Genomic DNA, 24,858 nt, shown 5'->3' with positions numbered 1-24,858 from the left:
CTCCCGGATTCTGTCTCGCTTGAGGGTTCGGCTGAGGGTTGTGTGATCCGCAGTCGGCGGCCGGTGCCCTGGTCCGGCTCAGCCGGCCGTCTGCTGCGGATCGGTGTCGCTGCCGCCGGTGCCCTTGCGGGCGCGGCGGGTGGTGGACGTGCCGCCGTCGTCGCCGCGAGGGCGGCGGGTGGCGGGCGTGCCTCCGGTGGCCTTGCGGGTGCGGCGGGCGGTGGGCGTGCCGCCGTCGTTCCCGCCGGTACGGCGTTCGGCGGGCGGTTCGCCGTCGGCCGTGCGGGTCCGTCGTATCCCGGTGCCGCCGTCCGGGGCGGGTCCGTCCGCGTCCGCCGCGTCGTCGCCGACGACGATGCCGACGACGGCGGAGCCGCCCGAGCCGCCGGCGAGGTCGCCGTCGCCGTCGGTCCCGAACCCGTTCTCCTTGCGGAAGGACTCGTAGATCTGCAGCAGCACCTGCTTCTGCCGCTCGTGCAGCGTCGGGTCGGCGAGGATGACGGCGCGCGTCTCCACCTCGTCCCGGTCGCGCTCGGCGTCGAGGATGCCGGCCCGGACGTACAGCGTCTCGGCGGAGATCCGCAGGGCCTTGGCGACCTGCTGCAACACCTCCGCGCTCGGCTTGCGCAGCCCGCGCTCGATCTGGCTCAGATACGGATTGGACACCCCGGCGGCGTCGGCGAGCTGCCGCAGCGACAGCTGCGCGTTGCGCCGCTGCTCGCGCAGGTAGTCACCGAGATTGCCGACGTTGAGCGATGCCATGCCTCCACAGTGCCCCACCCCGCTAACTATTGCAAGCACCCGCTTGCAATAGTGCGCCACGCCACGTGCCAGGGTGGGCGACGTGGATGAATGGGTGGAGCGTGTCGACGGTCGAGATCGCGTGCTGGGGGTGGTCAGCCGTCGGGAGGCCATCCGGGAGGGTTGGCTGCACCGGGTCGCCGTGATGGTGTGTCGTGATGAGCGTGGGCGCATCCTCGTCCACCGGCGCTCGGAGCAGGCATCGCGCTTCCCCGGGCTCCATGAGGTCGAGGTCGGTGGCGCCGCAAGGGTCGGCGAGTCCTATGAACAGGCCGCCGCGCGGGAGCTGGCCGAAGAGCTGGGCATTCGCGCGCTGCCGCGCCTGCTGTTCGCGTTCATCAACCGCGGCGGCTTGAGCCCTCACTGGCTCGGCGTGCACGAAGCCGTGGTGCCGGACGCCATGGTCCCCGATCCCGATGAGGTCGCCTGGCACGGTTGGCTGACCGAGCCGGAGCTCGACTCGGTTCTGCTGGAGTGGCGCTTCACCCCTGACAGCCATGAAGCCCTCAGCCGGTAGATGTTCGGCGACGCCGACGGCATGGTCCGGCTGAGCCGTGAGCAGGCTCGCGGCCGGGCCGGACATCACCGCCGATGCCACCGGCCTGACGCTCGTCGTCAGTCGAGGCCTTCGATGATGCGGAAGTCGCGCTCGAAGCCGTCGGGGAGTTCGGCCAGCGCCTTCTGGTAGGCCGCACTCTCGTATGCGGCGACCGCCTGTTCGAAGCTGTCGAACTCGATCAGGACAACGCGCTCGGCGATTCCGGCTTCGTGTGCGACGACCCGGCTGCCGATGCCGGCGAGCAGCCGCCCGCCTGCGGCCTTGACGGCCAGACCGGCCAGTTCGTTGTAGACATCAAACCCCTCGGGGTCTGTGATGGTGGGGTAGACGCTGACCCAGTAGCCCTTGGCCACGGTTCCTCCTGTGTTTGGAATTGATCACCAGAAACGCACTCAGTGAGACGGTGTCGACGCCCCGACCGAGATGAGGTCGACGCCCGTCCCGGCGATGGCGAGAACTGTGTCCAGACGGGTGGGCCCGAGGCCTCCAGCAGGATCCGGGAAGCGTCGGCCCGCCCGGCTCGGAGCTTCACGACCTGCTCCATGTCGGCCACCGGCATGTTGTCGAGCATGATCCAGTGGGCTCCGGCGTCGAGGGCCTCGACGGCCTGTGTGACGGTCTGCACCTCGACATCGCTCTCCACGGTCTGCCCGGCGCGCGCCATCCCGCGCCTGACCGCCTCGATCGCGGCGGTCACCCCGCCCGCCGCGGCGATGTGGTTCTCCTTGAGCAGGACCATCGCCGCGAGATCGAGGCGGTGGTTGTGGCCGCCGCCGGCGGTGACCGCGTACTTGTCCAGGGCGCGCAGGCCCGGCGCCGTCTTGCGCGTGTCCAGAATGCGCGCCCTGGTCCCTGCCACAGCCTGGACGTAGCGGTCGGTCAGCGTCGCGATGCCGCACATGCGCTGCAGGAAGTTCAGCGCCGTACGCTCCCCGGTGATCAGGCTGCGCGCCGAACCGGATAAGTACACCAGGACCTGGCCGTCGGCCAGTCGGGCGCCGTCGGCGACGGCCGGCTCGACCTTGACCTCGGGGTCGACCTGCGCGAAAACCTCGGCGACCACGGGGAGGCCGGCGGCGATGCCGCTGTGCCGGGTGCGGATCTCGGCCGTGGCCGCCAGGTCCTCGGGAACGCTCCACTCGGTGGTGATGTCCTTCCCTGACGCGTCCTCGGCCAGGGCGGCGGCGACGGCGACCCGTGCTGCCGCCGAGGGAAACTCGGTCGTGGTCATCAGCCTCCCCGTTTCGATTTCCGAAGCGGTCACCGATGCTAGCGTGTCGGAATTCGAAGCATCAACCCTGGAGAGCCGGACATCCCGACATGGCAACACCCAGACCTGGCCGTCCTGTTCGCGGCTCGACCACCGGCCGCCCCCTCATGGCCGCACTCGATCTGTTCGGGCGGCGGTGGAGCCTGCGCATCCTGTGGGAGCTTCGCGCGGGTCCGCTGGGATTCCGCCCCTTGCAGAAGCGGTGCGACGACATGTCCTCCAGCGTGATGCGGCAGCGCCTGACCGAACTCCTGGATGCCCAGGTGATTCACCAACTACCGGACAGCCGCTACGAGCTCACCCCGCTGGGACATGAGGCGCGCCACGCCCTGGACCCCCTCGTCCGCTGGGCGGAACGCTGGGCGGCCACGATCGATCCGCAAGGGGCGGACCACACCGACGACCAGTCCGCCGGCCGCGTCTCACCTCCGGACACCGTGGGCGACGGGGCGCCGGAGAGGGGCTCCGCGGACTGACGCCCCACCTCGGAGTGGAGGCGGGGCGGGACCGCCGGGTCAGGTGATCGTGCGTTCGGCGACAGATGTCGCCCAGCGGAAGGCGGCACCGTGCTCCGACGCCCATTGCCGGAACGGTCTCGCCGCGGCACCGGTGACCCGGGGAACGGTGTCGCGCACCTTCAGCAACTCCTCATTGACGTCCCCGCCCATCAGGTCGAGGACGGCGTCCGCGGTCTCGTCGTCCATGAAGGAAGCCATCTGCCGGTGGGCTTCCTCCCGGCTGATCTCGATGCAGGCCACCTCTCGCCCCGACGCCGCAGCGATGGCCGCGACCTGCTGTCGGACCGTGATGCGCTCCGGCCCGGTCAGTGCGTACGTCTGCCCCTGGTGGCCCGGCTCGGTCAGCGCCGCACGGGCCACCGCCGCGATGTCCGCGGGGTGGATGGTGGGGAGACCGACGTCCGCGTACGGCGCTCGGACCACGCCCTCATCGCGGATCGACCGCGCCCACCACAGGGTGTTCGAGGCGAACTGCGTCGGCCGCAGGATGGTCCAGGCCATGCCGCTGTCCTGGAGCAACCGCTCCACGGCCAGGTTCTCGCCGGCCGCGGGCATATGGGGATGGGTGTGCACCGTGATCGACGACACCAGCACCACATGCTCCACGCCTGCCTGCCGGGCAGCCGCCAGGACCTCCGCTTCCGCACCCCAACCCGACAGCAGGAACAGGGAGCGCGCTCCCTCCAGCGCGGCCTTCAGCGAATCCGCCCGCGCGAGATCGCCCTCGACGGCTTCGAACCCCCCAGCGAACGAGGCTCGTCCCGCATCACGCGTCAGGCCTCGCACCGGTGCGGCACCGGCCTCGTGCAACTCCCCCAGCAGAGCCCTTCCGATGTTCCCGGTCGCGCCGGTCACGAGGATCATCGTCATCTCTTCCTGTAGTCAGCCGGTGATCACGTCCACGACACGGCACGCTAGGACCTCAATCTCACTTGGGGTCAAGGAGTCGGTGATGGACGGGCAGGACACCGCCGAGCGGCTGCGGGCGATCGTGGCGGAGTTGTCGGAGCGGTTCTACGAGCGGGACGACGTCGTGCGGACGCTGGTGGTGACGCTGCTGGCCGGGCAGCACTCGCTGGTGCTCGGTCCGCCCGGGACCGCCAAGTCCGAGCTGGCCCGGGAGCTGACGGGCCGGATCGAGGGGGCGTCCTACTGGGAGATCCTGCTGTCGAAGTTCACCGCTCCGACGAGGATGTTCGGCCCCATCGACGTCGCCGCGCTGGCCCGGGGCGAGTACCGCCAGGTCTACGACGGCCGCGCCACCACCGCGCACGTCGCCTTCATCGACGAGATCTTCAAGTGCTCCACGGCCGCGCTGAACGAGACGCTGGGCTACCTCAACGAGCGGATCTACCACCCCGAGAACGGCGGCGAGCCGATCCGCTGCCCCCTGATCGGGGCCATCACGGCGAGCAACGAACTGCCCGCCGAGGAGGACGCCGCCGCGATCTACGACCGGCTGCTGGTACGGATCGAGGTCGGCTATCTGGAGGACCCCGCGAACTTCGCCGCGCTGGTCCGCTCCGCCGTCACCCGCCCAGCGGCCCGGAGTCGGACCACCGTCGACCTCGCCGCGCTGCGGCACGCCGTGGCCGAAGCCGTCCCGGCCGTGGACGTCCCCGACGCGATCGTGGACGCGGTGTGCACGCTGCGGGCCGCCCTGCGCCGCAGGGAACTCGTCGCCTCCGACCGGCGCTGGCGGCAGGCGGTCGGCCTGCTCCAGGCGTCCGCGTACCTCGACGGCCGCCCGGAGGTCGCCGAGGCCGACCTGTCCGTGCTGACGCACGTGCTGTGGAACTCCCCCGCGGAACGCCCCACCGTCGAACGCGAGGTGCTGCACCTGGTCAACCCCGACGCCAAGGAGGCGCTCGACCTGGCCGACACCATCGAGGAGCTGGAGGCCCAGCTCGACGCGATGGCCGGGCAGTCCCGCGAGGCGCTGAGCGAATGGGTCATCAAGAAGGCGCACCACCAGCTCGCCATGGCGGGCAAGCGGCTGGAGAAGCTCCGCGCCGAGGCGGCGGGCGCCGGCCGCTCCACCGCCGCCATCGACCGGGTCACCGGCCGCCAGCGCGCCGTCCGCGCCCGCGTCCTCACGGAGGCCCTCGGCATGGACGCGAGCATGGTTCAGGACCGGCTGTGACCACCGACGGAGTACCGAGCGGCGGACGAGACGGCCTCGACGAGCCGGACGGCCCGGGCGGGACGCGTCGGGGACGGGATGCGCTCAACGAGCCGACAAGCCCGGGCGGGACATGGCCGGGACAATTCGGACCTGACGAGCCGACGAGCCCGGGCAGAACACAGCCGGAACAGGACGGACCCGACGAGCCGACACGCCCAGGCAGAACACAGCCGGAACAGGACGGACCCGACGAGTCGACAAGCCCGGGCGGGGCGTGGCTCGGCCGGGTCGCCGCCGTCCCCGAGCCGTACTCCGCGGTCGTGGTCGCGGACCGGTTCGACCGGATCACCTGGCGCGACACCTACGCGCAGTCGGCCGGACTGCGCGAGCTGGCCGGGGAGCTGGGCGAGCGCTGCCCGCACGCCACGGAGTTGCTCACCGACGTGTTCCTGGCCGCCTACAAGACCCGGCCCCGGCTGCGCGAGCCCGGCGAGATGGACCCCGCCCGGCTCGTCGACCACCGGATCGTCACGTCCCTGGTGGAGTCACCGCGCTTCGCCGAACTGCACCGTGAGACGGCCGGCGACCCGTACGCCGCCGCCCTGGCCGTGCTCGCCCTGTCCGGTGCCCTGCGCGGCCTGCTGGACCGTGCCCGCCAGGCCCGGGAGCAGGCCGGGCGGGCGCACGAGGCCCGGCGGGACGCCGACGCCGCGGCGACCGCCGTGAGCGAGGCGCTGCGGCAGGCCGCCGACGAGGCCGACGAGGACGGCACCGTGCCACCCCCGGCCACCGACGCCGTACGGCAGGCGGTCCGGGCCGCCGAGGCCGCCGAAGCCCGGGCGCGGCAGGCGCACCAGGACGCCGAACAGGCCCTGGCGACAGCGGCCCCCGGCATCCGCGCCGCCGTGCGGACGGCGGCGGCGAAGGCCGCGGAGGCCGTCCGGGGCGAGACCGCGCTGATGCGGGCCTGGGGCGTCGGGTCCGGCGAGCTGGAGCGGATGCCGTTCGACGAGCGCGCCCGGCTGGCCGAGCGGCTGCGCACCGGCCGGCTCGCCCGGTGGGCCGACCTCATCGGCCGCTTCCGGCAGATGGCCGACGGCGAGCGCGCCCGCAAGGTGGAGAACGCCACCGGGGAACTCGTCGGCGTCACGCTCGGCGACGACCTCTCCCGCGTCATCCCCTCCGAACTGGCCTCCCTCGGCTCGCCCGAACTGCGCGCGGTGTTCGCCGCGCGCTACGCCGCCGGTGAGCTGATGCTCTACGACAGCCAGGGCGAGCAGGCCACCGGCCGGGGCGCGATCATCGCGTGCGTGGACACCTCGCACTCCATGTACGAGGCGGGTCCGGGCGGCGTCACCCGGGAGGCGTGGGCCAAGGCCTGTGCCCTGGCGTTGCTGGACCAGGCCCGCCACGCGAGACGGGACTTCGTCGGCATCCTGTTCTCCGCCGCCGACCGGCTCCAGGTGTTCCGCTTCCCGGCCGACCGGCCCGCCGGCATCGCGCGGACCCTCGACACCCTCGACTTCGCGGAGACGTTCCTCGGCGGCGGCACCAGCTACCAGAGGCCGTTGACGGCGGCCGCGGAGTTGCTGGAGGAGGAGTTCGAGGACACCGCCCGCGGGCGCGGCGACATCGTGATGATCACGGACGACGACTGCGGGGTGACCGAGGCGTGGATGCGCCGCTGGAACGACGCCAAGCGGCGGCTGGGCTTCCGGGTCTTCGGCGTGGCCGTGGGCGCCCCGCGCGTCGCCGAGGCCGACTCGGTCCTGGACGCCCTGTGCGACAACCTCCGCGGTGTGGAGGACCTGGCCGACGTGCACGCCGCCGCCGACCTGTTCCGCCTCATCTGACCAGGCCGCCGACGATGCAGAAGGGGTGCCCGGCCGGATCCGTGAGGACCCGCCACCTGTCCTCGTCCGGCTGCCGCTCCGGCTTGCCGGCGCCCAGTTCCAGCAGCCGGGCCTCCGTCTCGTCCAGGTCCACGACCCGGAAGCAGCAGTGCAGTTGCTGCGGCACCGCCGGGTCGGGCCAGCTCGGCGGGCGGTGGTCGTCGACCCGCTGGAAGCCGAGGGTGAGCCCGTCCGCGCCGTCCAGGGCGGCGAAGTCGGCGTTCGACTCCGGGTGCGGTGCCAGGCCGGTGGCCTGCTGGTAGAACGCCGCCAGGGCGAGCGGGTCGGGGCAGTCCAGGGTGATCGCGCTCAGCTTCATGTGCACGGGCACGCCGCCTTCCGGGCCGGTCGTTTCGGGAACTCTGGCGAGGCACACCCTAGAAGCGGCCGCCTACGGCCCCGGCCCACGCCCCACGGCCGGTAAATCGCTCGACGGGCCGGGCGCGCACGGTCATGATCCGCACTCGTGACGACGACTTCACACCGCTTCCTCGCCCGCGCAGCCGCCCGCGACAACGCCGAATGGTGCGCGGCGATGTGCCGGGCGCACGGCGTGGCCGGGGAGTTCGGGGAGGACGCCTGGGCCGCCGCGGCCCGCACGCCGCTCCTCTACCCCGACGCGGTGACACTGGAGCCGGGCGCCGACCCGGACGCGCTCGCGGCCCGGATCGACCTGGCGTCGCCCGGCGCCTCGGTCAAGGACAGCTTCGCCGACCTCGATCTGACGGCGGCAGGGTTCCGGGTGCTGTTCGAGGCGCGGTGGATCCACCGGCCGGCCGGGCCACCCGCCATGGCCCCGGATCTCGCGTGGGAGGTGGCGGGCGACCCGCAGACACTGCGGGCCTGGGCGCTGGCCTGGGACGACGGCGCCGGCCACGCGGACCTCTTCCGGGCCGGGCTGCTCGCCGACCCGGACGTCTTCGTGCTGGCCGGGCGGTCCGCCGGTGGGCGTGTGGTCGCCGGAGCGGTGGCCCGTCGCGGCGAGCATGTGGTCGGCGTCTCCAACGTCTTCGGGCGGGACGGCGGACCCGACGCCGCCTGGCCCTTCGTGCTGCACACGCTCCACCGGCTCTTCCCTGCCCTGCCCGTGGTCGGTTACGAGACGGGCGAGGACCTGACGACCGCCCTCCGCAACGGCTTCGAGGCACTCGGCCCACTGCGGGTGTGGCTGCACGACCCGACCGCCTGAACCGCGCCCGGGTCGCCGGGGTCGGTCACTCCGGCCTGTGCGCCAGGAACGTGCCGACCTGCCGCTTCGACCCGCCCTCCGGTTCCTGCACCATCCGGGTCGTGACCACCAGCCCGGCCCGGTGCAGCAGTTCGGCGATCCGGTCCGGCGGCAGCAGGTACGACTCGTAGGACACCGGGTGACCGCCGTACGCGTGCGTGGGGCGCAGGTGCTCCTCCTCGCCCACGTGGCCGGCCAGCATCAGCACGCCCCCGGGCGCGAGGGTGCGGTGGAACTCGGAGAACACGGTCGGCAGCCACTGCGGCGGGGTGTGGTGGGTGGCGTAGTACGCCAGGATGCCGCCGAGTTCGCCGTCGCCGATGTCCAGCGCGGTCATCGAGCCGACGGAGAAGCGGAGTTCCGGGTAGGCGGCCCGGGCCAGCTCGATCATCCTCGATGACACGTCCACGCCGAACACGGGCACCCCCAGGGCGGCCAGGTGCGCGGTCACCTTGCCGGGGCCGCAGCCCAGGTCGGCGACCGGCCCCCGGGACCGTACGAGGTCGGCGAAGGCGCCCAGCATGGCCCGGGACACCGGGTCCAGCTCGACCGGTTCCTTGACGCGCCGCGCGTAGTCGACGGCGACGGCGTCGTAGGACTCCCGGACCGCGGCGAGGTGGGCAGGTTCACTCATACCGCGACGCTAGCCCACGGCACCGACACCGCCCGGCACACGCGTACGCCCACGTCAGTACGCCGGGTTACTCCCGCCGTCAGACGACCCCGCGGCCCCGCACCGGCACCGTGTTGCGCGTGCAGACAAAGCCGAACCAGATGCCGAAGAACCCGAAGCCGATCGTGCTGCCGACGCCGGAGGCGAACGTGATGCCGAAACTCAGCCGCCCGGCGCGCCGGGCCGTCCTCGTCGTCCATGTCACCGCCTCCGCGAGCTGGCTCGGGCTCACGCTCGGGCTGCTCGCCCTCGGGACCACGGCCGCCACCACCGGGTCCGCCGTGACCGTGGCGGCCTCCGTGCGGGCCATGAAGCTCTTCGCCGACTGGCTCCTGCTCCCCGTCGCGTTCCTCACGCTCCTCAGCGGACTGCTCCTGTCCCTGGGCACGGCGTGGGGCCTGGCCCGGCACCGGTGGGTCTGGACGAAGTTCTGGCTGACCCTCGCGACGACCACCGCCACGGTGTTCGCCCTGCGCCCCGGGGTGAACGCCGCGGTCACCGCCGTCGCCGCGGGCGGGTCGCTGCCCGACGCCGGTGACGTGCTGTTCGGGCCGGTCGTCTCGCTGTCCGCCTACGTCTTCATGACGGTGATCTCCGTCCTGAAGCCATGGGGTCTGACCAGGCGCGGCAAGCGACTGAGGACAGCCGCCCGGCGCGTCCTCAAGGATGCCTGAAGAATCAGAAGATTTGCCTAAAACTATTAGGCGGGGGCACACTCCCTTCAGGCAGAAGGGAGAAGCCGTATGGCACGTGTAGGCCTGACCGCGGAGCGTCTGACCCGGGCGGGCGCGGAACTCGCCGACGAGGTCGGCTTCGACCAGGTGACCGTCTCGGCACTCGCCCGGCGGTTCGACGTCAAGGTCGCGAGCCTGTACTCGCACGTGAGGAACTCCCAGGACCTGAAGACCCGGATCGCCCTGCTCGCCCTCGCGGAGATGGCCGACCGGGCCGCCGACGCCCTGGCCGGCCGGTCCGGCAAGGAGGCGCTGGCCGCCCTCGCCAATGTGTACCGCGACTACGCCCGGGAACACCCCGGCCGCTACGCCGCCGCCCAGCTGCGGCTCGACCCGCAAACCGCGGCCGCGAGCGCCGGCGTTCGGCACGCGCGGATGACCCGGGCCCTGCTGCGCGGCTACGACCTGACGGAACCGGACCAGACCCACGCCGTCCGGCTGCTGGGCAGCGTCTTCCACGGGTACGTGAGCCTGGAGCTGGGCGGCGGCTTCAGCCACAGCGCCCCCGACACCGACGAGACGTGGGTACGCGTCATCGACGCCCTCGACACGCTGCTGCGCAACTGGCCCCCGCCCCCCACAGAGACCCAAGGCTGACACCATGCACACCGAGCCCGACTGGATCACCACCCCCCTCACCGCGGAGCTGCTGCGCGGCGCCCTCGACGTGGAGCGCACCGAGCACGGCCTGCTCCCGCACCGGCTGCCGGCCCGGGCCCGCGCGCAGAACTCGGACGCGCAGCTGGCCATGGCCGAGGCCCAGCCCTCCGGCGTACGCCTGGCCTTCCGTACCGCCGCGACCGCCGTGGAACTGGACACGCTGCGCACCAAACGCGACTACATCGGGGCCCCGCCCCGCCCGGACGGACGCTACGACCTGCTCGTGGACGGCCGTCCGGCCGGTCAGGCCTCCGCGACCGGCGGCAACGTCCTCACGGTCGACATGGTCACGTGGAAAACGGAGTTCACGCCCGGCCCGGTCGGCACGGTCCGCTTCGACGGTCTGCCGGCGGGCGAGAAGGACGTCGAGATCTGGCTGCCGCACAACGAGACCACCGAGCTGGTCGCGCTGCGCACCGACGCGCCCGTCGCGCCCCTGCCGGACCGGGGACGCAGGGTGTGGCTGCACCACGGCAGTTCGATCAGCCAGGGCTCCGACGCCGCCGGGCCCACGGCCATCTGGCCCGCGGTCGCCGCGTCCCTCGGCGGGGTGGAGCTGGTCAACCTCGGTATGGGCGGCAGCATGATGCTGGACCCGTTCACCGCGCGGGCCATGCGGGACACCCCGGCGGACCTGATCAGCGTGAAGATCGGCATCAACATCGTCAACCACGACGCGATGCGGCTGCGGATCTTCGGTCCGGCCGTGCACGGCTTCCTCGACACGATCCGGGAGGGACACCCCGACACCCCGCTGCTGGTCGTCTCCCCCGTCCACTGCGCCATCCACGAGGACACGCCCGGCCCCTCAGCCCCCGACCTCGGCGGGATCGGCGAGGGCCGGCTGAAGTTCGCCGCGCTGGGCGACCCGGCGGAGAAGGCCGCGGGGAAGCTCACGCTCGGCGTCATCCGCGAGGAACTCTCCCGCATCGTGCGCCTGCGCGCGTCCGACGACCCCCACCTCCACTACCTCGACGGCCTCGACCTCTACGGCGAGTCCGACGCGGCCGAACACCCCCTGCCCGACAACCTCCACCCGGACGCGGCGACCCACCACCACATCGGCGAGCGCTTCGGCGAACTGGCCTTCGGCCCGGGCGGAGCCTTCGCGGAACGAGGTTGAACGAGGCCGAACGGGGCGGGTGGTGCCCCCCGTAGGCGGCCTCCCCGACACCCACTTTTTTGTGGGTACTGGGCAGCGCCCGCGCTCCGGGCCAAGCTTGTCGCAGGGCGGCCGAGGAGGCGCCGGAGCGGGACGGGACGGGGGTGACGTACACATCAGGAGGCCGGCCGGGCGGCCTCCGCCAGTTTCTCCAGACGACGGTGGCCCCAGTCGGACAACGGGGCCAGCGCCTCGGAGAGTTCGCGGCCGAACGGGGTCAGGGAATAGACCGTCTTCGGCGGCAGGACGTCGTACACCTCCCGGTGCACCAGCCCGTCCGCCGCCATCTCCCGCAACGCCTCGGTCAGCACCTTCTCGGTGAGGCCGGGCAGTTGTCGGCGCAGTTCGCCCGGGCGGCGCGGGCCCGACTCCAACAGCCACAGCAGGGCCGTCTTCCACTTGCCGTCGATCACGGCGATCGCGGCCGTCACTCCGCAGACGTTCGGATCCTGGCGCCGGCGCGTCATCCTCGCCCCTCTTCGTCATCCATGGGTCACCGCACTCGACAGTCACGGTCCGTCCATGGTCATTGCTTCCAAAGGAGTTTCCAGCGTGTCCACGTACAGCACGGCATCGTCCCCGGGGCATTCCGGCCACCCGCTCGCCGAGGGCACCGGCACGGTCACCGTCCTCGGTCTCGGCCCGATGGGCCGGGCCCTGGCCGGGGCGTTGCTGGAAGCGGGCCTGCGCACCACGGTCTGGAACCGCACTCCGGGCCGGGACCGGGAGCTGCTCGACCGCGGTGCGGGGGGCGCCGCCTCGGTGGCGGAGGCGGTGGCCGCGAGCGAGGTGACCGTCGTCTGCGTGGTGAACTACGACGCCGTCGACGCCGTCCTGCGCCAGGACGAGGTCGCCACCGCCCTCAAGGGCCGGACGGTCGTGAACCTGACGGCCGACACCCCGGCCCGGGCCCGGGACACCGCCGCCTGGGCGGCCGCGCACGGCGTCCGCTACCTGGACGGCGCGATCATGACCCCGACCACCACCATCGGCACCCCCGACGCCGTGTTCCTGCACAGCGGACCGGCCGGCCTCTACGAGGAACTGGCGTCCGTGCGCGCGGCGTTGGGCGGCTCCCACACCCACCTGGGCGAGGATCCGGGCCGGGCCGCGGCCTACGACATCGCCCTGCTCGACATCTTCTGGACCGCGATGGCGGGCTACGCGCACGCCCTGGCGGTGGCCCGCGCCGAGGGCGTCTCCGCGACCGAACTGGCGCCCTTCGCCCAGGGCATCGGCGCGATCCTGCCGCCGCTGTTCGCGGAAACCGCCGCGGACGCCGACGCCGGCACCTACACCGGCGAGGGCAATCCACTGACGTCGGCCGTGTCGTCCATGGCGCACATCGTCCACGTCTCGGAGGAGCACGGCATCGACGCCGGCGTGATGCGCGCGGCCGAGGGCATGGCCCGCCGGACCATCGGGCTCGGCCACGGGGAGGACGGTTTCCTGCGTATCGCGGAGGTCATCGGACGACGGTGAGACCGGGCGGAGGGCGTGGGGGCCTGGCGCGTTCAGCCCTGGACGTCCTCGAACCCCTGCCCCGCCAGGAGGGCGTCGACGCGTGCGCGGTGGTCCGACTCCCAGGCGTCCAGGGTTTCCCCGGCCTCCTTCGCCAGCTTCGCCCGGGCCGCCGTCAGGGTCTCCTCGCGGCGGGCGGCGGGCACCACCACGACGCCCTCCTCGTCCGCCACGACGACGTCGCCCGGGTCGACGGACACACCGCCGCAGCGCACCCGCTCGTTCAGCGGCCGCGCCGCCGACTTGGTGCCCGGGATGGGGATGACGCCGCGGGCGAACACCGGGAAGCGGGCCTCCCGCACCTCGGCGAGGTCGCGGATCAGCCCGTCGGCGACGAACGCGGTGACGCCCCGGCGCTGGGCGACGGCACAGACGTTGCCGCCGGCCAGGGCGTGGTCCAGGTCGCCCGACTCCACGACGATGACCGCGCCGGGGGCGGCCCGGTAGATCGCGGCGTGCAGCATCAGATTGTCCCCGGGCGGGCACCGCACGGTGAAGGCCGGCCCGGCCACCCTCGGCACCGGCCCCCACAACGGCCGGATCCCGATGTCCATCACCTGGCCGCGGCCCAGCAGATCGGCCAGCGTGGTCGTGGGTATGTCCGTGAACGCGTCGACGTCAGCCATGACACGGACCCTAATCGTCCGTGATCAGAAGGGCAGCGGCTTTCCGTACACCACCTCCAGCCGCGACACCGCCCGCGTCAGCACCACGTACAGCCGGTGCGGCCCCCGCTCCTCCGCCTCGGCGATCGCGGCCGGCTCGACGGCCACGACCTGGTCGTACTCCAGGCCCTTGACGACGCTCGCCGGCACCAGGGAGACCCGCGCGCCGAGTTCCTCCGGGCCCGCCGCCGCGATGCCGGCCGCGTCCAGGGCCGCCCGCACCCGGGGGACGTCGGCGTCCGCGGCGACGACCCCGACCGAGCCCTCCCGCTCCAGCGCGTCCCGTACGGCGTCCACGACCGCCGCGGGCACCGCGTCCGGAGCGGCCTCCCGCATGCGCAACTCCCCGTCCCCGCGCAGCGAGCGGGCCTTCGGCACGTCGACGTCCAGCCGCTCCAGCAGCCGGTTGGCCAGCCCGACGACCGCCCGCGGCACCCGGAAGCCGGTGGTCAGCTCGACCACGGCCGCGTCCGGCTTCCCCAGGTGCGCGAGGACCGTGCGCCACGAGCGGGCCGCCCACGGCGTCGTCCCCTGCGCCAGGTCGCCCAGCACCGTCAGCGACCCGAAGGGGGCGCGGCGGGCGATGGCCCGGCACTCCATCGGGGACAGGTCCTGCGCCTCGTCGACGACGACATGCCCGTACCCCTCCGGATGCTCGATCAGCCCGGCCACCTCGTCGAGCAGCACCAGGTCGGCGGCCGACCAGCGCGCCGACTTCCACGACCGCGGCGGCACGGCCCACAGCAGCGCCCGCTGCTCGGCGGCATCCAGCAGCCCGGCGGCCGCCGACGCCAACACCGCCGCGTCGCCGAGCAGTTCGGCCACGACCTCCTCGGGTCGCACCCGGGGCCAGACGGCGTCGAGGCACGCGGTCACCGGCCGCGCCCGCTCGACCCGGCGCACCCAGGAGTTCGGGGGCGGCCCGGCCCGCCGCTCGGCCTGCTCGCGCAGGCACCGCACGATCCGCGCCCGCACCCGCTCCCGCCCGACCCCGTACGGCGGTTCCTCCTCCCGTACGTCCCGCACGATCCGCGCCAGCTCCTCCGCCCGCATCCGCCACCGGTACGACCCGTCCGGCACGGCGAGTTCGCCCGCCCCCTCCGGGCGCACCCTCGCGTACAGCGCCCGCCGCAGCACCTCGGCCATCCGGGCGTCGTGCTTGACGACGGCGGCGGACGCGTCGTCCACGGCACGGACCGGCCAGTGGGCGATCTCCTCGGCGAGCGTCGACTGCCGCACCCCCGTCTCGCCGAGCGCCGGCAGGACCTCCGCGATGTACGACAGGAAGGTGCGGTTGGGCCCGAGGATCAGCAGGCCGCCGCGCCGGACGCGCTGCGGGTGCGTGTAGAGCAGGTACGCGGCCCGGTGCAGGCCGACGGCGGTCTTGCCGGTGCCGGGCGCGCCCTGCACGCACACCGACAGCGCGAGGTCCCCTCGGACGAGGTCGTCCTGCTCGGGCTGGATGGTCGCGGCGATGTCCCGCATGGGCCCGACGCGCGGCCGCTCGATCTCCCGGGCGACGATCTCGCTGGCCCGGCTCTCCCCCTGCCCGAGGTGCTCGTCCTCCAGGCCGGTGAGGTCGGCGGAGTCGCCCCGGCTGCCGGGCGCCCATCCGAACCGGCGGCGTACGGCGACGCCCTGCGGGTCCCGGGCGGAGGCCTGGTAGAAGGCGCGGGAGACGGGTGCGCGCCAGTCGACGACGAGGGGCGGCTCGGCCGGGTGCTCGGAGATGCGCAGCCGCCCGATGTGCAACTCGCCCTGCTCGCCCCGCAGCGCCCCGAAGAACAGGGGCCCCTCGGGCAGTTCCCGCAGCGCCTTGGCCCTGCTGCGCAGCTGGTATCCGAGGACCTCGGCGTCGGCGCCGGACGCCGAGACGTCCTCGCCGACGACGACCTGTTCACCGGCGCCCTCGACCATCGCGGTGAGGGCGTCGCGGCAGCGGTCGTGATGGGCGCGTTCCTTGTCGAGGGCGTGCTGAAGGACAGGCTCGGTGGACGTCATTCCACCGAGCATACCAAAAACGTGACCGAGTTAAATTTATTACTGAGTTTCGACTGAGAGGCCCGGCGGCAGCCCGGCCGCCAGCCGCCCGAAGGCCCGCTCCGCCGCCGCCACCGCCTCGGCCCGCAGCTCCGCCGCCCGCTCCCCCGCGGCGATCCGCCGCCAGTTCTCCAGCGCGAGGATCCGCTGCACGGCCATGATCTGCCCGGCCGCGAGCCGCGCGTCCAGATCACCCCCGAGCACCTCGGCGAGCGCGGCCTCGGACCGCTCCTGGTGCAGATGCGCCCGGGCGACCAGGGAGGGCGTCTCGTAGAGCAGGCCGTGGAAGGCGAGCACCCGGGGGTCGTCGTTGAGTCCGGTCACGGGATCACCCCGCTCCAGCCCCTCCAGGAAGTGCCGCCGCAGCGCCTCCACGGGCGCCGCCGCCGACCCCGCCACGACCCGCGCGGCCTCCCCCTCGTGGTCGGCGATCCGGTACAGCACCAGATCCTCCTTGGCCGGGAAGTACCGGAACAGCGTCGGCTTGGAGATCTCGGCCGCCGCCGCCACCTCCGCGACGGACACCGCGTCGAACCCCTTCTCCAGGAAGAGCCGGATGGCGATGTCCGACACCGTCTCGTACATCCGCCGCTTCTTGCGCTCACGCAGCCCGGTCTCGCTCATGGGGCGAGCCTACGCAGCGCGCCGACTCTCTCTAGGCGAGGGCGCGGGCCAGGGCGGCGGAGCGGGTCGGCAGGCCGAGGGAGGCGGTGGCGGCCGCGAGGGTCATGGCGTACGAGTCCACCGCCCGGCGCACGTTGGGCGCGTCCAGCCCGGCGCCCGTGACCAGCCGGTCGAGGTCGACGTAGGCGGACCGGACGATCTCGACCCAGCGGTAGACCCGCCAGTCCTGCCGCCAGTCCCTGGTGTACTCGGCGGGGAGCGCGTTCTCCCACTGCCGGACCATGCGCTCCCGGATCTCCGGCCGGGTCGGGGTGAGGTGGATGTGCCGCACCAGGTCGTACAGCGGGTCCCCGACCATCGCCATCTCCCAGTCGATGATGGTGAGGGCCAGATGGTCCCGTCTGGAGTGGCGGACGAGGTTCCAGGGGTTGAGGTCGCCGTGCAGCAGGGCGTGCTTGCGCGGGGTGACGCGGTGCCGGGCGAGGATCTCGCTCAGCCGGTCGGCGTCCGGCAGGCCCAGCGCCTTGGCCCGCTGCTGCGACTCCTTGGGCAGTCCCCGGACCAGGGCGACCAGTTGCCGGCTGAGCCAGGTGTAGAAGTCCCATTCCCCGGCGAGGGGGTCGAGCCCGGTGTAGTCGACCCGGGTCAGCTGCCCGAGCTGGTACACGAGCCCGTCCGCCTCGTGCGGCAGCAGGCCGTTCACCGGGTGGCTGGGCGGCCGGTCGCTGTGCAGCGGTCCGACGTAGGTGTGGACGGCGAAGGCGTCCCCGCCGTGGCTCCTGCCCAGCGCCAGCACCCGGGGGGCCGTCACATCGACCTCGGAGCGCGCGATGGCGCGCAGCACGGCGTGCTCGCTGAGGTGGCTCGGCTCCCGGCGGCGGAACGAGGCGATCCTGCGCCGCACCACCACGGGCACGTCGACGCCCGGCACACGGACGACCGAGTTGAGGTGCGCGGTGCCCTTGAACACCCGGCCGGCCGGGGCCGTGCCTTCCGCGAGGAGGGCGTCGCGTACGGCGGTGTGGGGGAAGTCGGGATGTTCGGGGACCCGCTTGTCGGGAGTCCAGGCGAGGGGCGGGACCGGCCGGAAGGCGGTGGTCCGCCGGTGCCGGGAGTCCCGGCGCCGCAGCAGCACCCGCTCGATCTCCGTCTCGCACGGCACCCTGGCCAGCCCGAGCGGCTCGGCGGCGGCCTCCAGCGCCCGGTGCACGGTGGCCGTGGCCTCGGCCAGGCTCCGGTCGTCGAGACGGTCGTCCAGCGACCGGGCCGCGCGCATCACGTCCGGATAGACCGACTGGGCCCGCTCGAAGGCGACGTAGTGGCGCAGGTCCCTGGCCAGGCCCTTGACCGCCGAGGGCCGGCACTCCTCCATGGCCTCGGCCCAGGCCTGCTGCACCTCGTCCCACTGCGACGCGGGGTACCGCATCCGGACCAGGTGGGTCGCCAGCTCGTGCAGCGGATCGCCGTAGGTGGCCAGTTCCCAGTCGACGCAGGCGACGGACCGGTCCTCCGCGGAGACGATGAGGTTGGCGCGGTGCAGGTCGGTGTGGAGCAGGGTGTACGGCCGCCGCGCCATGGCGGGGATCCGCTCGGCCAGCCTGGTCAGGGCGTCGGCGGGGACGCCCAGGGCCTCGAACAGCCCGCCGAAGGCACTCCAGTTGGGCTGCCGGACCTGACGGTCGGCCAGCAGGGCCAGGGTCCGCAGGAATCCCCTGCTGTCCTTGTCGCTGCTCGGCCGTGCGCCCGGCACGGGTGGCAGGGCCTCCCTGCGGACCTGGGACATCCGGGCGACCGTCCGCATCAGCGAGGTGATCAGGGGGCGTTCAACCGGCTCGCCGTTCCGGCGGAGGCTGGAGAGCGGGACGCCCTCCACATAGCTGTGGACCGCTGAACCGTTCCGCCTTGCCAGGCATTCGGGGGCCCTGGGCAGCACGCCGTTGATGGCACGCAGGACGTCGGGCTCATCCCAGGTGCGGATCACCACCGGCAGCGCGTTGCGGACCCGCAGCCGCACTATGGCCGGGGTACCGGCCTCGCGCCCCACGTACCGGGCCATGGGCTCGGTCAGGGGCAACACGAAGTTCCGGTTGTGATGGCCGTCGTACATCACGCCGTCAGTCTTCGCCCGCCGCACGAACTCCCCGTAAGGATCGTGCGCGGGGAACCTCCCCGGGGGAGGTGGGGGAACCGGCTGCGCGTGCACCGGCTGCTCCTGGATCAAAGTGCGAGACTCCGGAAGGTTTTGCAGAGCCTATCGCCGCACCGATGCCCCCACGACTCGAGTCGGGTGATCCCTGGTCTCAATGAGGTAACCGTGACGCTGCGCTACCTGTGCGGTTACGCGCATGGGAAAACGGTGGTCCCGGCCGGTCACCCGGTCGGGGCCGTCGTCACCACCAGCCGAGCTGGTTCCTCACGGTCACCACCGTGTCCACGACCTCCGCAGAAGCCTCAAGGCAACCACCTCCCAGCCGGCCCGAACCGGCACCGGGGTACGGCCCCGCGCCGTGAGAACGCACTCGCGCTCCCAATTGACGAGCACGACGCGTCGGCAGGGACCGGGAGTTGGAAGGCGTGCCGGAACGTAGTCCCTCGGGGCGGCCCCGTTCGACCAGAGGGGGTATTCGTGGTCGCGGTGGGTCAGTTCCCACCCTTCAGCGCGACCAGCACCTCTTCCAGGGAGCGCACGATGTGGGTCGGTTCGACGCCCGCGTTCACCAGCAGGTTCAGTTTCTCGTCGTCGCGCGCGTAGCCCAGGAACGGCACGTGCAGTTCCTGCGCGGCCTCGTAGTCCGTCCGCGCGTCGCCCAGCATCAGCGCCTGCGACGGGTCCGCGCCCAGGGACTTCAGGGCCTGGGAGAGGAAGTGGGGGTGCGGCTTCATCTGGGCGAGGTCCTTGGTGCGCCCGTATATGTAGGGGAAGCAGCCCTTGAGGTACCGGGTCTCGATGTAGGAGGCCGCCGCGAGCGCGGAGTTGTTCGTGGTGATGGCGAACCTCGCCCCCAGCGCCGACCACGTCCTGATCAGCGGATCCGCGTACGGCGTGGGCCACGCGGTCGGAACGGCGGCGAGTTCCTGCTGGGTGAGCCAGTCCTCGAGCAGGGTGATCAGATCGCTGTCCGGGTGCCGCTCGTTGACGCCGAGCAGCACGGCCTGCGGATCCGGGTGGGAACGTTCCTCCTCCCTGAGCAGCCCGCCCAGCCCACGCCCCTGGATCAACTTCACCAGTTTCCGGGCGACATCGTCCGCCGGGTAACCGGCGAACAGCCGACAGATCGGACCGTCGAGGTCCCAGAGGACGTAACGAACAGGAGCGAGCAGTTTCCGCAAGTCTTCGGTCGATGCCGTCACCGCACCAGTCTGCGTCGTATCAGAAGTCACTAGGAGAGTGTCAGGTTCGTGGTGATGGTTTCCCAGAGGGCGTCGAACCACTTCTGGGATTCCTCCACGAACGCCGCGTCCCGCCGCCCCGCCCGCTTCACGAAGGAGAAGAGGAGGGACTGCGAGCCCAGGACGTCGTACATGTCCAGGGTCTGACTGCCCCACTCCTCCGCGCGCCTGGTCAGCATGTAGTAGCCGATCAGCGCCTCCTCCCCGTTGAGGAGGTACAGCTTCACCGGCGGCGTGAAGGGCAGCGCCCGGAACGTCACGTGGACGTCGATGCCGTGCGTGGAGCGCAGGGCCAGCAGGTTGTGCTGGAGCACCTGCCCCTGCGCGTTGCGCATCGCCAGCCAGCGCTGGTGGACCGGGTTGTCGTCGCCGTGCGCCTCCACGGGCACGGGGAATGCCAGTTCGATGTCCCGGGACGGGACGAGGATGCGGACGTCGATCGACTCGGGGCGGATACGGCCCTCGTGGATCAGCCGGAGCGGCTCTCCGATGGCGACCATCAGCGTCTCCGCGGTGTGGCAGACGACGTCGACGCGGACGCGCGGGACCGAGAACGCCTCCGTCAGACGCGGCGCCAGCCCCACCATGGTCCGCTGGGGTTCACCCCGGGCCGGGGCGGGCGCGGCGATCCGCGGCGGGCTGCCCTTGCTGACGTTGGTGAGGAGCCCGTCCTCCTGGAGCGCCTTCAGGGCCTGGCGGACGGCGCCACGTTCCACACCGAACTCCTCGGCGAGTTCGGCCTGGGTGGGCAGGCGGTCCCCGGGCCTGAGCTCACCCGCGCGGATACGTTCCCGCAGGTTGTCGGCGATCTCCTGGGGCGAGAGCCTTCTGCTGCCGTTCACTGCCACGTTCTCCTGGGTCACGACCAAACGCTACAACTCTGATCCATCTGACGGGAGTTGTTTGAAAGTTGTTTATAGCTAGGGGCCAAGTGGGGACAACTCAATCAGAGTTGGTTGCCAACTTACCTCAGTTGGCGGAAGTTTTGCTTCCGAAGGGGGAATCCGATGCCCGCCCTCGCTCTCCTCTCCGCCGCCTTCGTCGTCGCCTTCGAGCAGCTCGTCCAGTGGAAGTACGGCCCGGCCGGAATCGTCGGGCTGATCCTTCTCACCGTGGGCATCAAGGCCAAGAGCCCGGCTGTCAGCTCCGCGGGAGCGGTCGTGCTCGCGCTGCTGATCACAGGGCCCGCCCGGTAGGTCAGCTCGTGAGCACCAGCTCCGAACTGATCGTCTCCCACAGCGCGTTGAACCACAGGTGCGACTGCTCCACGAACGTCGTGTCGCGCAGGCCCGGCCCCTGCTGGAAGGAGAACAGCATCGACTGGGTGCCCTGGGCGTCGTACATCTCCAGGTGCTCGTGGTCGATCTCGGCCTCCCGGCGCGTCAGCGTGTAGTACGCGAACAGCGCCTCCGTGCCGTTGAGCAGGTACAGCTTCACCGGCGGGGTGAAGGGCAGCGCCCGGAACCTCACCTGGACGTCGATGCCGTGCGTGGCGCGCAGGGCCAGCAGGTTGTGCTGGAGCACCTGCCCCTGCGCGTTGCGCATCGCCAGCCAGCGCTCGTGCACCCAGTCGTCGCGGCGCCCCTCGACCGGCACCGGGAACGCGAGGTCGATGTCCCGGCTCGGCAGCAGCACCCGGACGTCGACCTTGGCCGGTTTCAGCCGTCCGGCGTGGATCTGGCGCAGCGGCTCGCCGATGGCGAGGGTGAGGGAGATGGAGGTGAGGCACACGGCGTCGATCTCGACGTGCTCCGCCGCGAACGCCGCCGCGATCCGGGGCGCGAGGGCCACCGTCGTGGGCAGGGGCGGGGCTTCCGGGCCGGTCAGCGCCCCGGCGGGATCGGGAGCCACGGTCGCCGGGCTGCCCTTGGACACATTGGTGAGCAACCCCTCGGACTGCAGGATGCGCAACGCCTGGCGCACCGCCCCGCGCTCGACGCCGAACTCCTGTGCCAGCTGGGCCTGGGTGGGCATGCGTTCACCCGGCCGCAGCGCGCCCGACCTGATCCGGGCGCGCAGCTCGTCGGCCACCTCGTGATGTGTCCGCTGTGGCCGTAGCGACCTCTTCCGTCCATTGACGGAGGCGTGTTCCGGGTCCACGACTCAACGCTACAACTTCCCGCCATCTTTCGGCAGTTCACGGAAAGGTGGTTATGAGACGCTTCCAAGCGGAGATAAGTACAGTGAAGTTGGTCGCCAACTTGAGCGACATGGTCAGACCTCCAGGAGGTTGGCCACCCGCCGCGGGACTCCCTTCCGGAGGGGAGCCGGGAGCCCCGCCGAGCCGGCAGCACCGCACAACAACCACAACCGAACAGCTCGCTACGGATGCGGGTCCCTGTCCACCGGCAGAAGGGAGCGGCTCAGAACAGGTCCGGGCACCACGGCCGCCTGGACGTACGCAGCAGGGCGTCGGCCTTCCGGGCGGCGCCCGCTCGTTCTTCCCGCACCCGCCCGACCGCCGCGAGCCGCACCGCCGACTCGTCCCCGAGCCACAGCGCCCCCAGATCGCCCAGCCCCACCACGAGGTCGGCGCTCTCGCGGGTCGGCGTACAGGACGCCCCCTCGGCGGAGGCCTCCAGCCGGTAGCGCCCGCCGGTCAGCCCGTCCACCCCGGCGACCTCCAGCACCAGCGTCCCCTCCGCCTCGTACGTCCGCGCCTCCAGCGCCCGTTCGACGTCGAGGATCCGCACCCACAGCCAGTCCGCCAGCGACGTGACGGCGGCCGCGCGCGGGTCCGGCAGGAGCAGCGGGAGCAGGTCGTCGGGCGCCCGGTAGCCGCTCTTGACCCGCACGACCCAGTCGATGGAGCAGAGGAACTGCCACAGGGCGCGCTCGGCGGCCGGGGTGACGCCGATCAGCCACCTCACGGTGGCCGTGTTCAACGGCTGCTTGGCATCGCCCCAGTTGTCGTCCACGTCGTAGGCGGCCATGCCCTCGACCTCGCCGGACGCGGAGCGGTACACGGCGAAGAAGGGCTGCTTCCAGGACGGCTCGACCCGTACGGCGCCGGTGTTCCACTTCCACCACAGCTCGTCGCGGTCGATCGCGCCGGGCTGGCGGCGGCACAGCCGCGCGTGCAGGTCGGGGCCGAGCTTGCGGACCTCCTCGCCGTCCACCAGGTGGATCCGCCCGCCGTCCGCCGGGCCCGCCCAGCGGGCGTCGAGGCCGGAGCGCGGCACGTCGACCGTCCACTCGGCCGTCCAGGTCGCCGGTCCGAAGCCGTAGCGGCCGTAGATCGGGTACTCGGCGGCGATCAGTGTCGCGACGACGTCCCCACGGTCCTTCGCGGCGGCCAGGTCCCGCGCCATCATGCCGCTGAGCAGCCCGCGGCGGCGGTGGGTGGGGTGGACGGTGACGCCCGAGACGGCGTCGGCCGCGACCCTCGCCCCGCCCACGGCCGTGAGCTCCTGGTCGAAGGAGCGGAAGGTCGCCACGCACCGGCCGCCGTCGAAGGCACCGAGGTAGCGGCCCGGGACGAACCGCTCGCGGCGTCCCTCGATCTCCTCGTCGGACAGCACGGGCACCCGCAGGAAGCCGGTGTTCACGGCCCGCAGCCAGTCGGTGAACTCGGCTTCGGTGACGGGACGTACGTCGACGCCGTCGGCACGGGAAGTGGGGTCCATGGCCTCACGCTAAAGGGAGGGCCGGTCGGTGTCGCGTGAATATCCGACCGGCCCTCCCCGACGCCCCCAGGGGCGCTCACACCAGCAGGTCGTCGACCTGCGCCTCCCCTTCGCGGTACCGGCGGGCGATCTCCGCGCTGCACTCGTCGGCCGTGCGCTGGAGCCGCTGCCGGCGCCGGGAGACCTGCTGCTCGTAGCGCACGAGCCGCCCGATCCCCGCGTTCAGTTCCAGGTCCGTGCGCGCGCCCAGGTCGGACAGCTCGACCTCGGCGAGCATCTCGGCGGCCAGCCGCCGGTACTCCTCGCCCTGGGGCGTGCCCAGGGTCACGTGCCGGGCGGAGGAGCGGTGCCGGGCGGGGGCGTCGCGCAGGATCTCGGCGAGCCGCTCGACGACGGACGCCTCGGCGGGCGCGGCGACGGCGGCCTCGCCCTGCGGGGTACGCCGTGCCAGCTCCGCGCGCAGGATGTCGATCCGCCCCTGCAGCAGCCGCCGTACGTAGCTGAGGTCGGCCTCGTCGCGCTGGGCCCCGCGGCGCAGCGTGCGCAGCTCGGGCAGGCTCAGTGCGGCCAGGTGGTGCTCGGGAGTGTCCGAGGGCAGGCGCGGGCTGTCGGTGCGCTGCGTGGGGGGCCGGTGGTACTCCGGCGCCCCGATCCCCGTGATCCCCGTGTACGTCGACCAGACAGCCCCCGGCTGCTGCCCGGTGCTTGGTGTGCTCATGTGCCTCGACCGTCCCCTCGACCGGTGTGTGCATGCATCGTGCCACCCCAAGTGGCCGCTATGGGAACGAGTGCCCCCGATAGACCCCAGATGGGCGGGTAAGCAGCAAAATACGGTCCAGCACAGGCAGTTGGCGCCCGGCGCAAACCACCCTTTCGGGCCATGCGCACACCACGCGCGGCGCTGACTTCACCGCCCTGCATGATGGACGTATGCGAGCAGTGGTGCAGAGGGTGGACGGCGCGAGCGTCGTCGTGGACGGCGAGACCGTGGGGGAGATCCAGGGCGAGGGGCTGTGCGTCCTCGTCGGTGTCACCCACGAGGACACCAAGGAGAAGGCGGCCCAGCTGGCCCGCAAGCTGTGGTCGATCCGCATGCTGCACGACGAGAAGTCCTGCAGCGACATCGACGCCCCGCTCCTGGTGATCAGCCAGTTCACGCTCTACGGCGACGCCCGCAAGGGACGCCGCCCCACCTGGAACGCGGCGGCTCCCGGCGATGTCGCGGAGCCGCTGGTCGACGAGGTGGTCGCCCAGTTGCGCTCGCTGGGCGCGACGGTGGCCACGGGCCGTTTCGGGGCGGCGATGCATGTATCACTGACGAACGACGGCCCGTTCACCGTGCTGATCGAAATCTGACCCGAAAGGTCTAC

The 24,858-nt window shown here is 72.3% G+C and carries 26 protein-coding genes and 1 pseudogene; 11 read left to right on the top strand and 16 right to left on the bottom strand.

Annotated features, from left to right (window positions below):
* Positions 1 to 78: 78 nt before the first annotated feature.
* A complete protein-coding gene (locus ACSUPV_RS22105) occupies positions 79 to 762 on the bottom strand; it encodes a helix-turn-helix domain-containing protein (protein ID WP_359789728.1) in 684 nt (227 codons plus the stop codon).
* Positions 763 to 844: 82 nt separating this feature from the next.
* Between ACSUPV_RS22105 and ACSUPV_RS22100 the strand changes: the two genes are divergently transcribed.
* A complete protein-coding gene (locus ACSUPV_RS22100; protein WP_436948300.1) occupies positions 845 to 1,318 on the top strand; it encodes an NUDIX hydrolase in 474 nt (157 codons plus the stop codon).
* A gap of 98 nt (positions 1,319 to 1,416) precedes the next feature.
* On the opposite strand, the gene ACSUPV_RS22095 is transcribed toward ACSUPV_RS22100, so the two are convergent.
* Both ACSUPV_RS22095 and nadC read right to left on the bottom strand, forming a co-directional pair.
* Positions 1,417 to 1,713, bottom strand: a complete 297-nt coding sequence (locus ACSUPV_RS22095) for a DUF1330 domain-containing protein (RefSeq protein ID WP_031113807.1) — start codon at positions 1,711 to 1,713, stop codon at positions 1,417 to 1,419.
* 182 nt (positions 1,714 to 1,895) lie between these two features.
* A pseudogene (gene nadC, locus ACSUPV_RS22090) lies at positions 1,896 to 2,591 on the bottom strand (carboxylating nicotinate-nucleotide diphosphorylase); the annotation flags it as partial.
* A 146-nt stretch (positions 2,592 to 2,737) separates the two neighbouring features.
* Between nadC and ACSUPV_RS22085 the strand changes: the two are divergent.
* Positions 2,738 to 3,106 (top strand): winged helix-turn-helix transcriptional regulator, encoded by a 369-nt coding sequence (locus ACSUPV_RS22085; RefSeq protein ID WP_382613039.1) that lies wholly within the window; start codon positions 2,738 to 2,740, stop codon positions 3,104 to 3,106.
* Between the two features lie 39 nt (positions 3,107 to 3,145).
* On the opposite strand, the gene ACSUPV_RS22080 is transcribed toward ACSUPV_RS22085, so the two are convergent.
* Entirely contained in the window at positions 3,146 to 4,012 is an 867-nt protein-coding gene (locus tag ACSUPV_RS22080) for an SDR family oxidoreductase (protein WP_436948297.1), read from the bottom strand.
* Positions 4,013 to 4,100: 88 nt separating this feature from the next.
* On the opposite strand from ACSUPV_RS22080, the gene ACSUPV_RS22075 reads away from it, so the two are divergent.
* Both ACSUPV_RS22075 and ACSUPV_RS22070 read left to right on the top strand, forming a co-directional pair.
* Positions 4,101 to 5,291 (top strand): AAA family ATPase, encoded by a 1,191-nt coding sequence (locus ACSUPV_RS22075; RefSeq protein WP_359789725.1) that lies wholly within the window; start codon positions 4,101 to 4,103, stop codon positions 5,289 to 5,291.
* 302 nt (positions 5,292 to 5,593) lie between these two features.
* Positions 5,594 to 7,126, top strand: coding sequence for a VWA domain-containing protein (locus ACSUPV_RS22070; protein ID WP_037759368.1), 1,533 nt, complete (start codon positions 5,594 to 5,596; stop codon positions 7,124 to 7,126).
* Here ACSUPV_RS22070 and ACSUPV_RS22065 read toward each other — a convergent pair.
* Entirely contained in the window at positions 7,119 to 7,484 is a 366-nt protein-coding gene (locus ACSUPV_RS22065) for a VOC family protein (RefSeq protein ID WP_037759621.1), read from the bottom strand. The two genes, ACSUPV_RS22070 and ACSUPV_RS22065, sit on opposite strands and share 8 nt — an antisense overlap.
* Positions 7,485 to 7,700: 216 nt before the next feature.
* Here ACSUPV_RS22065 and ACSUPV_RS22060 point away from each other — a divergent pair, with 216 nt between their 5' ends.
* Positions 7,701 to 8,354, top strand: coding sequence for a hypothetical protein (locus tag ACSUPV_RS22060; RefSeq protein WP_436949925.1), 654 nt, complete (start codon positions 7,701 to 7,703; stop codon positions 8,352 to 8,354).
* Positions 8,355 to 8,379: 25 nt separating this feature from the next.
* Here the strand turns inward: ACSUPV_RS22060 and ACSUPV_RS22055 are convergent, their stop codons facing one another.
* A complete protein-coding gene (locus ACSUPV_RS22055; protein ID WP_037759364.1) occupies positions 8,380 to 9,027 on the bottom strand; it encodes a class I SAM-dependent methyltransferase in 648 nt (215 codons plus the stop codon).
* Between the two features lie 191 nt (positions 9,028 to 9,218).
* On the opposite strand from ACSUPV_RS22055, the gene ACSUPV_RS22050 reads away from it, so the two are divergent.
* The 3 genes from ACSUPV_RS22050 (at position 9,219) to ACSUPV_RS22040 (ending at position 11,583) form a co-directional block, all read left to right on the top strand.
* Entirely contained in the window at positions 9,219 to 9,740 is a 522-nt protein-coding gene (locus ACSUPV_RS22050) for a hypothetical protein (RefSeq protein ID WP_031113822.1), read from the top strand.
* A 69-nt stretch (positions 9,741 to 9,809) separates the two neighbouring features.
* On the top strand, positions 9,810 to 10,397 hold the full coding sequence (locus ACSUPV_RS22045) for a TetR/AcrR family transcriptional regulator (protein WP_031113823.1): 588 nt from the start codon (positions 9,810 to 9,812) through the stop codon (positions 10,395 to 10,397).
* Between the two features lie 4 nt (positions 10,398 to 10,401).
* The gene (locus ACSUPV_RS22040; protein ID WP_359789722.1) at positions 10,402 to 11,583 is read left to right on the top strand and encodes a GDSL-type esterase/lipase family protein; all 1,182 of its coding nucleotides are present in this window, start codon (positions 10,402 to 10,404) and stop codon (positions 11,581 to 11,583) included.
* 155 nt (positions 11,584 to 11,738) lie between these two features.
* Here ACSUPV_RS22040 and ACSUPV_RS22035 read toward each other — a convergent pair whose 3' ends face one another.
* Positions 11,739 to 12,089 carry a winged helix-turn-helix transcriptional regulator gene (locus ACSUPV_RS22035; RefSeq protein WP_031113826.1) on the bottom strand — a complete coding sequence of 117 codons (351 nt, stop codon included), beginning with the start codon at positions 12,087 to 12,089 and terminating at the stop codon, positions 11,739 to 11,741.
* Positions 12,090 to 12,174: 85 nt separating this feature from the next.
* Here ACSUPV_RS22035 and ACSUPV_RS22030 point away from each other — a divergent pair, with 85 nt between their 5' ends.
* The gene (locus ACSUPV_RS22030; protein WP_436948293.1) at positions 12,175 to 13,104 is read left to right on the top strand and encodes an NAD(P)-dependent oxidoreductase; all 930 of its coding nucleotides are present in this window, start codon (positions 12,175 to 12,177) and stop codon (positions 13,102 to 13,104) included.
* A gap of 32 nt (positions 13,105 to 13,136) precedes the next feature.
* Here the strand turns inward: ACSUPV_RS22030 and ACSUPV_RS22025 are convergent, their stop codons facing one another.
* From ACSUPV_RS22025 to ACSUPV_RS22000, 6 genes are all read right to left on the bottom strand, one after another.
* Entirely contained in the window at positions 13,137 to 13,769 is a 633-nt protein-coding gene (locus tag ACSUPV_RS22025; protein ID WP_436948291.1) for an RraA family protein, read from the bottom strand.
* Positions 13,770 to 13,793: 24 nt separating this feature from the next.
* Positions 13,794 to 15,809, bottom strand: a complete 2,016-nt coding sequence (locus ACSUPV_RS22020; RefSeq protein ID WP_436948289.1) for a HelD family protein — start codon at positions 15,807 to 15,809, stop codon at positions 13,794 to 13,796.
* Between the two features lie 39 nt (positions 15,810 to 15,848).
* On the bottom strand, positions 15,849 to 16,472 hold the full coding sequence (locus ACSUPV_RS22015; protein WP_031113830.1) for a TetR family transcriptional regulator: 624 nt from the start codon (positions 16,470 to 16,472) through the stop codon (positions 15,849 to 15,851).
* A gap of 31 nt (positions 16,473 to 16,503) precedes the next feature.
* Positions 16,504 to 18,579: an aminoglycoside phosphotransferase family protein gene (locus tag ACSUPV_RS22010; protein WP_051648456.1), complete on the bottom strand. Its 2,076-nt coding sequence runs from the start codon at positions 18,577 to 18,579 to the stop codon at positions 16,504 to 16,506.
* A gap of 533 nt (positions 18,580 to 19,112) precedes the next feature.
* Complete coding sequence (locus ACSUPV_RS22005) at positions 19,113 to 19,823, bottom strand: HAD family hydrolase (RefSeq protein ID WP_037759355.1); 711 nt, start codon at positions 19,821 to 19,823, stop codon at positions 19,113 to 19,115.
* A gap of 29 nt (positions 19,824 to 19,852) precedes the next feature.
* Positions 19,853 to 20,731, bottom strand: coding sequence for a winged helix-turn-helix domain-containing protein (locus tag ACSUPV_RS22000; protein ID WP_078650690.1), 879 nt, complete (start codon positions 20,729 to 20,731; stop codon positions 19,853 to 19,855).
* A 138-nt stretch (positions 20,732 to 20,869) separates the two neighbouring features.
* On the opposite strand from ACSUPV_RS22000, the gene ACSUPV_RS21995 reads away from it, so the two are divergent.
* Positions 20,870 to 21,058 carry a hypothetical protein gene (locus ACSUPV_RS21995; RefSeq protein ID WP_031113840.1) on the top strand — a complete coding sequence of 63 codons (189 nt, stop codon included), beginning with the start codon at positions 20,870 to 20,872 and terminating at the stop codon, positions 21,056 to 21,058.
* Position 21,059: 1 nt separating this feature from the next.
* On the opposite strand, the gene ACSUPV_RS21990 is transcribed toward ACSUPV_RS21995, so the two are convergent.
* The 3 genes from ACSUPV_RS21990 to ACSUPV_RS21980 form a co-directional block, all read right to left on the bottom strand.
* Positions 21,060 to 21,962 carry a FadR/GntR family transcriptional regulator gene (locus tag ACSUPV_RS21990; RefSeq protein WP_436948286.1) on the bottom strand — a complete coding sequence of 301 codons (903 nt, stop codon included), beginning with the start codon at positions 21,960 to 21,962 and terminating at the stop codon, positions 21,060 to 21,062.
* 263 nt (positions 21,963 to 22,225) lie between these two features.
* Positions 22,226 to 23,488, bottom strand: coding sequence for a GNAT family N-acetyltransferase (locus ACSUPV_RS21985; RefSeq protein WP_436948284.1), 1,263 nt, complete (start codon positions 23,486 to 23,488; stop codon positions 22,226 to 22,228).
* Positions 23,489 to 23,564: 76 nt separating this feature from the next.
* Positions 23,565 to 24,206, bottom strand: a complete 642-nt coding sequence (locus ACSUPV_RS21980; RefSeq protein WP_037759348.1) for an RsiG family protein — start codon at positions 24,204 to 24,206, stop codon at positions 23,565 to 23,567.
* Between the two features lie 212 nt (positions 24,207 to 24,418).
* Here ACSUPV_RS21980 and dtd point away from each other — a divergent pair, with 212 nt between their 5' ends.
* Complete coding sequence (gene dtd / locus ACSUPV_RS21975; RefSeq protein WP_382613017.1) at positions 24,419 to 24,844, top strand: D-aminoacyl-tRNA deacylase; 426 nt, start codon at positions 24,419 to 24,421, stop codon at positions 24,842 to 24,844.
* Positions 24,845 to 24,858: the final 14 nt, after the last annotated feature.

Origin of the sequence: Streptomyces sp. SudanB52_2052 (genome assembly GCF_964272415.1) — a bacterium.
Classification (GTDB): domain Bacteria; phylum Actinomycetota; class Actinomycetes; order Streptomycetales; family Streptomycetaceae; genus Streptomyces; species Streptomyces olindensis.
This window is presented reverse-complemented; position numbering and strand designations above follow the sequence as displayed.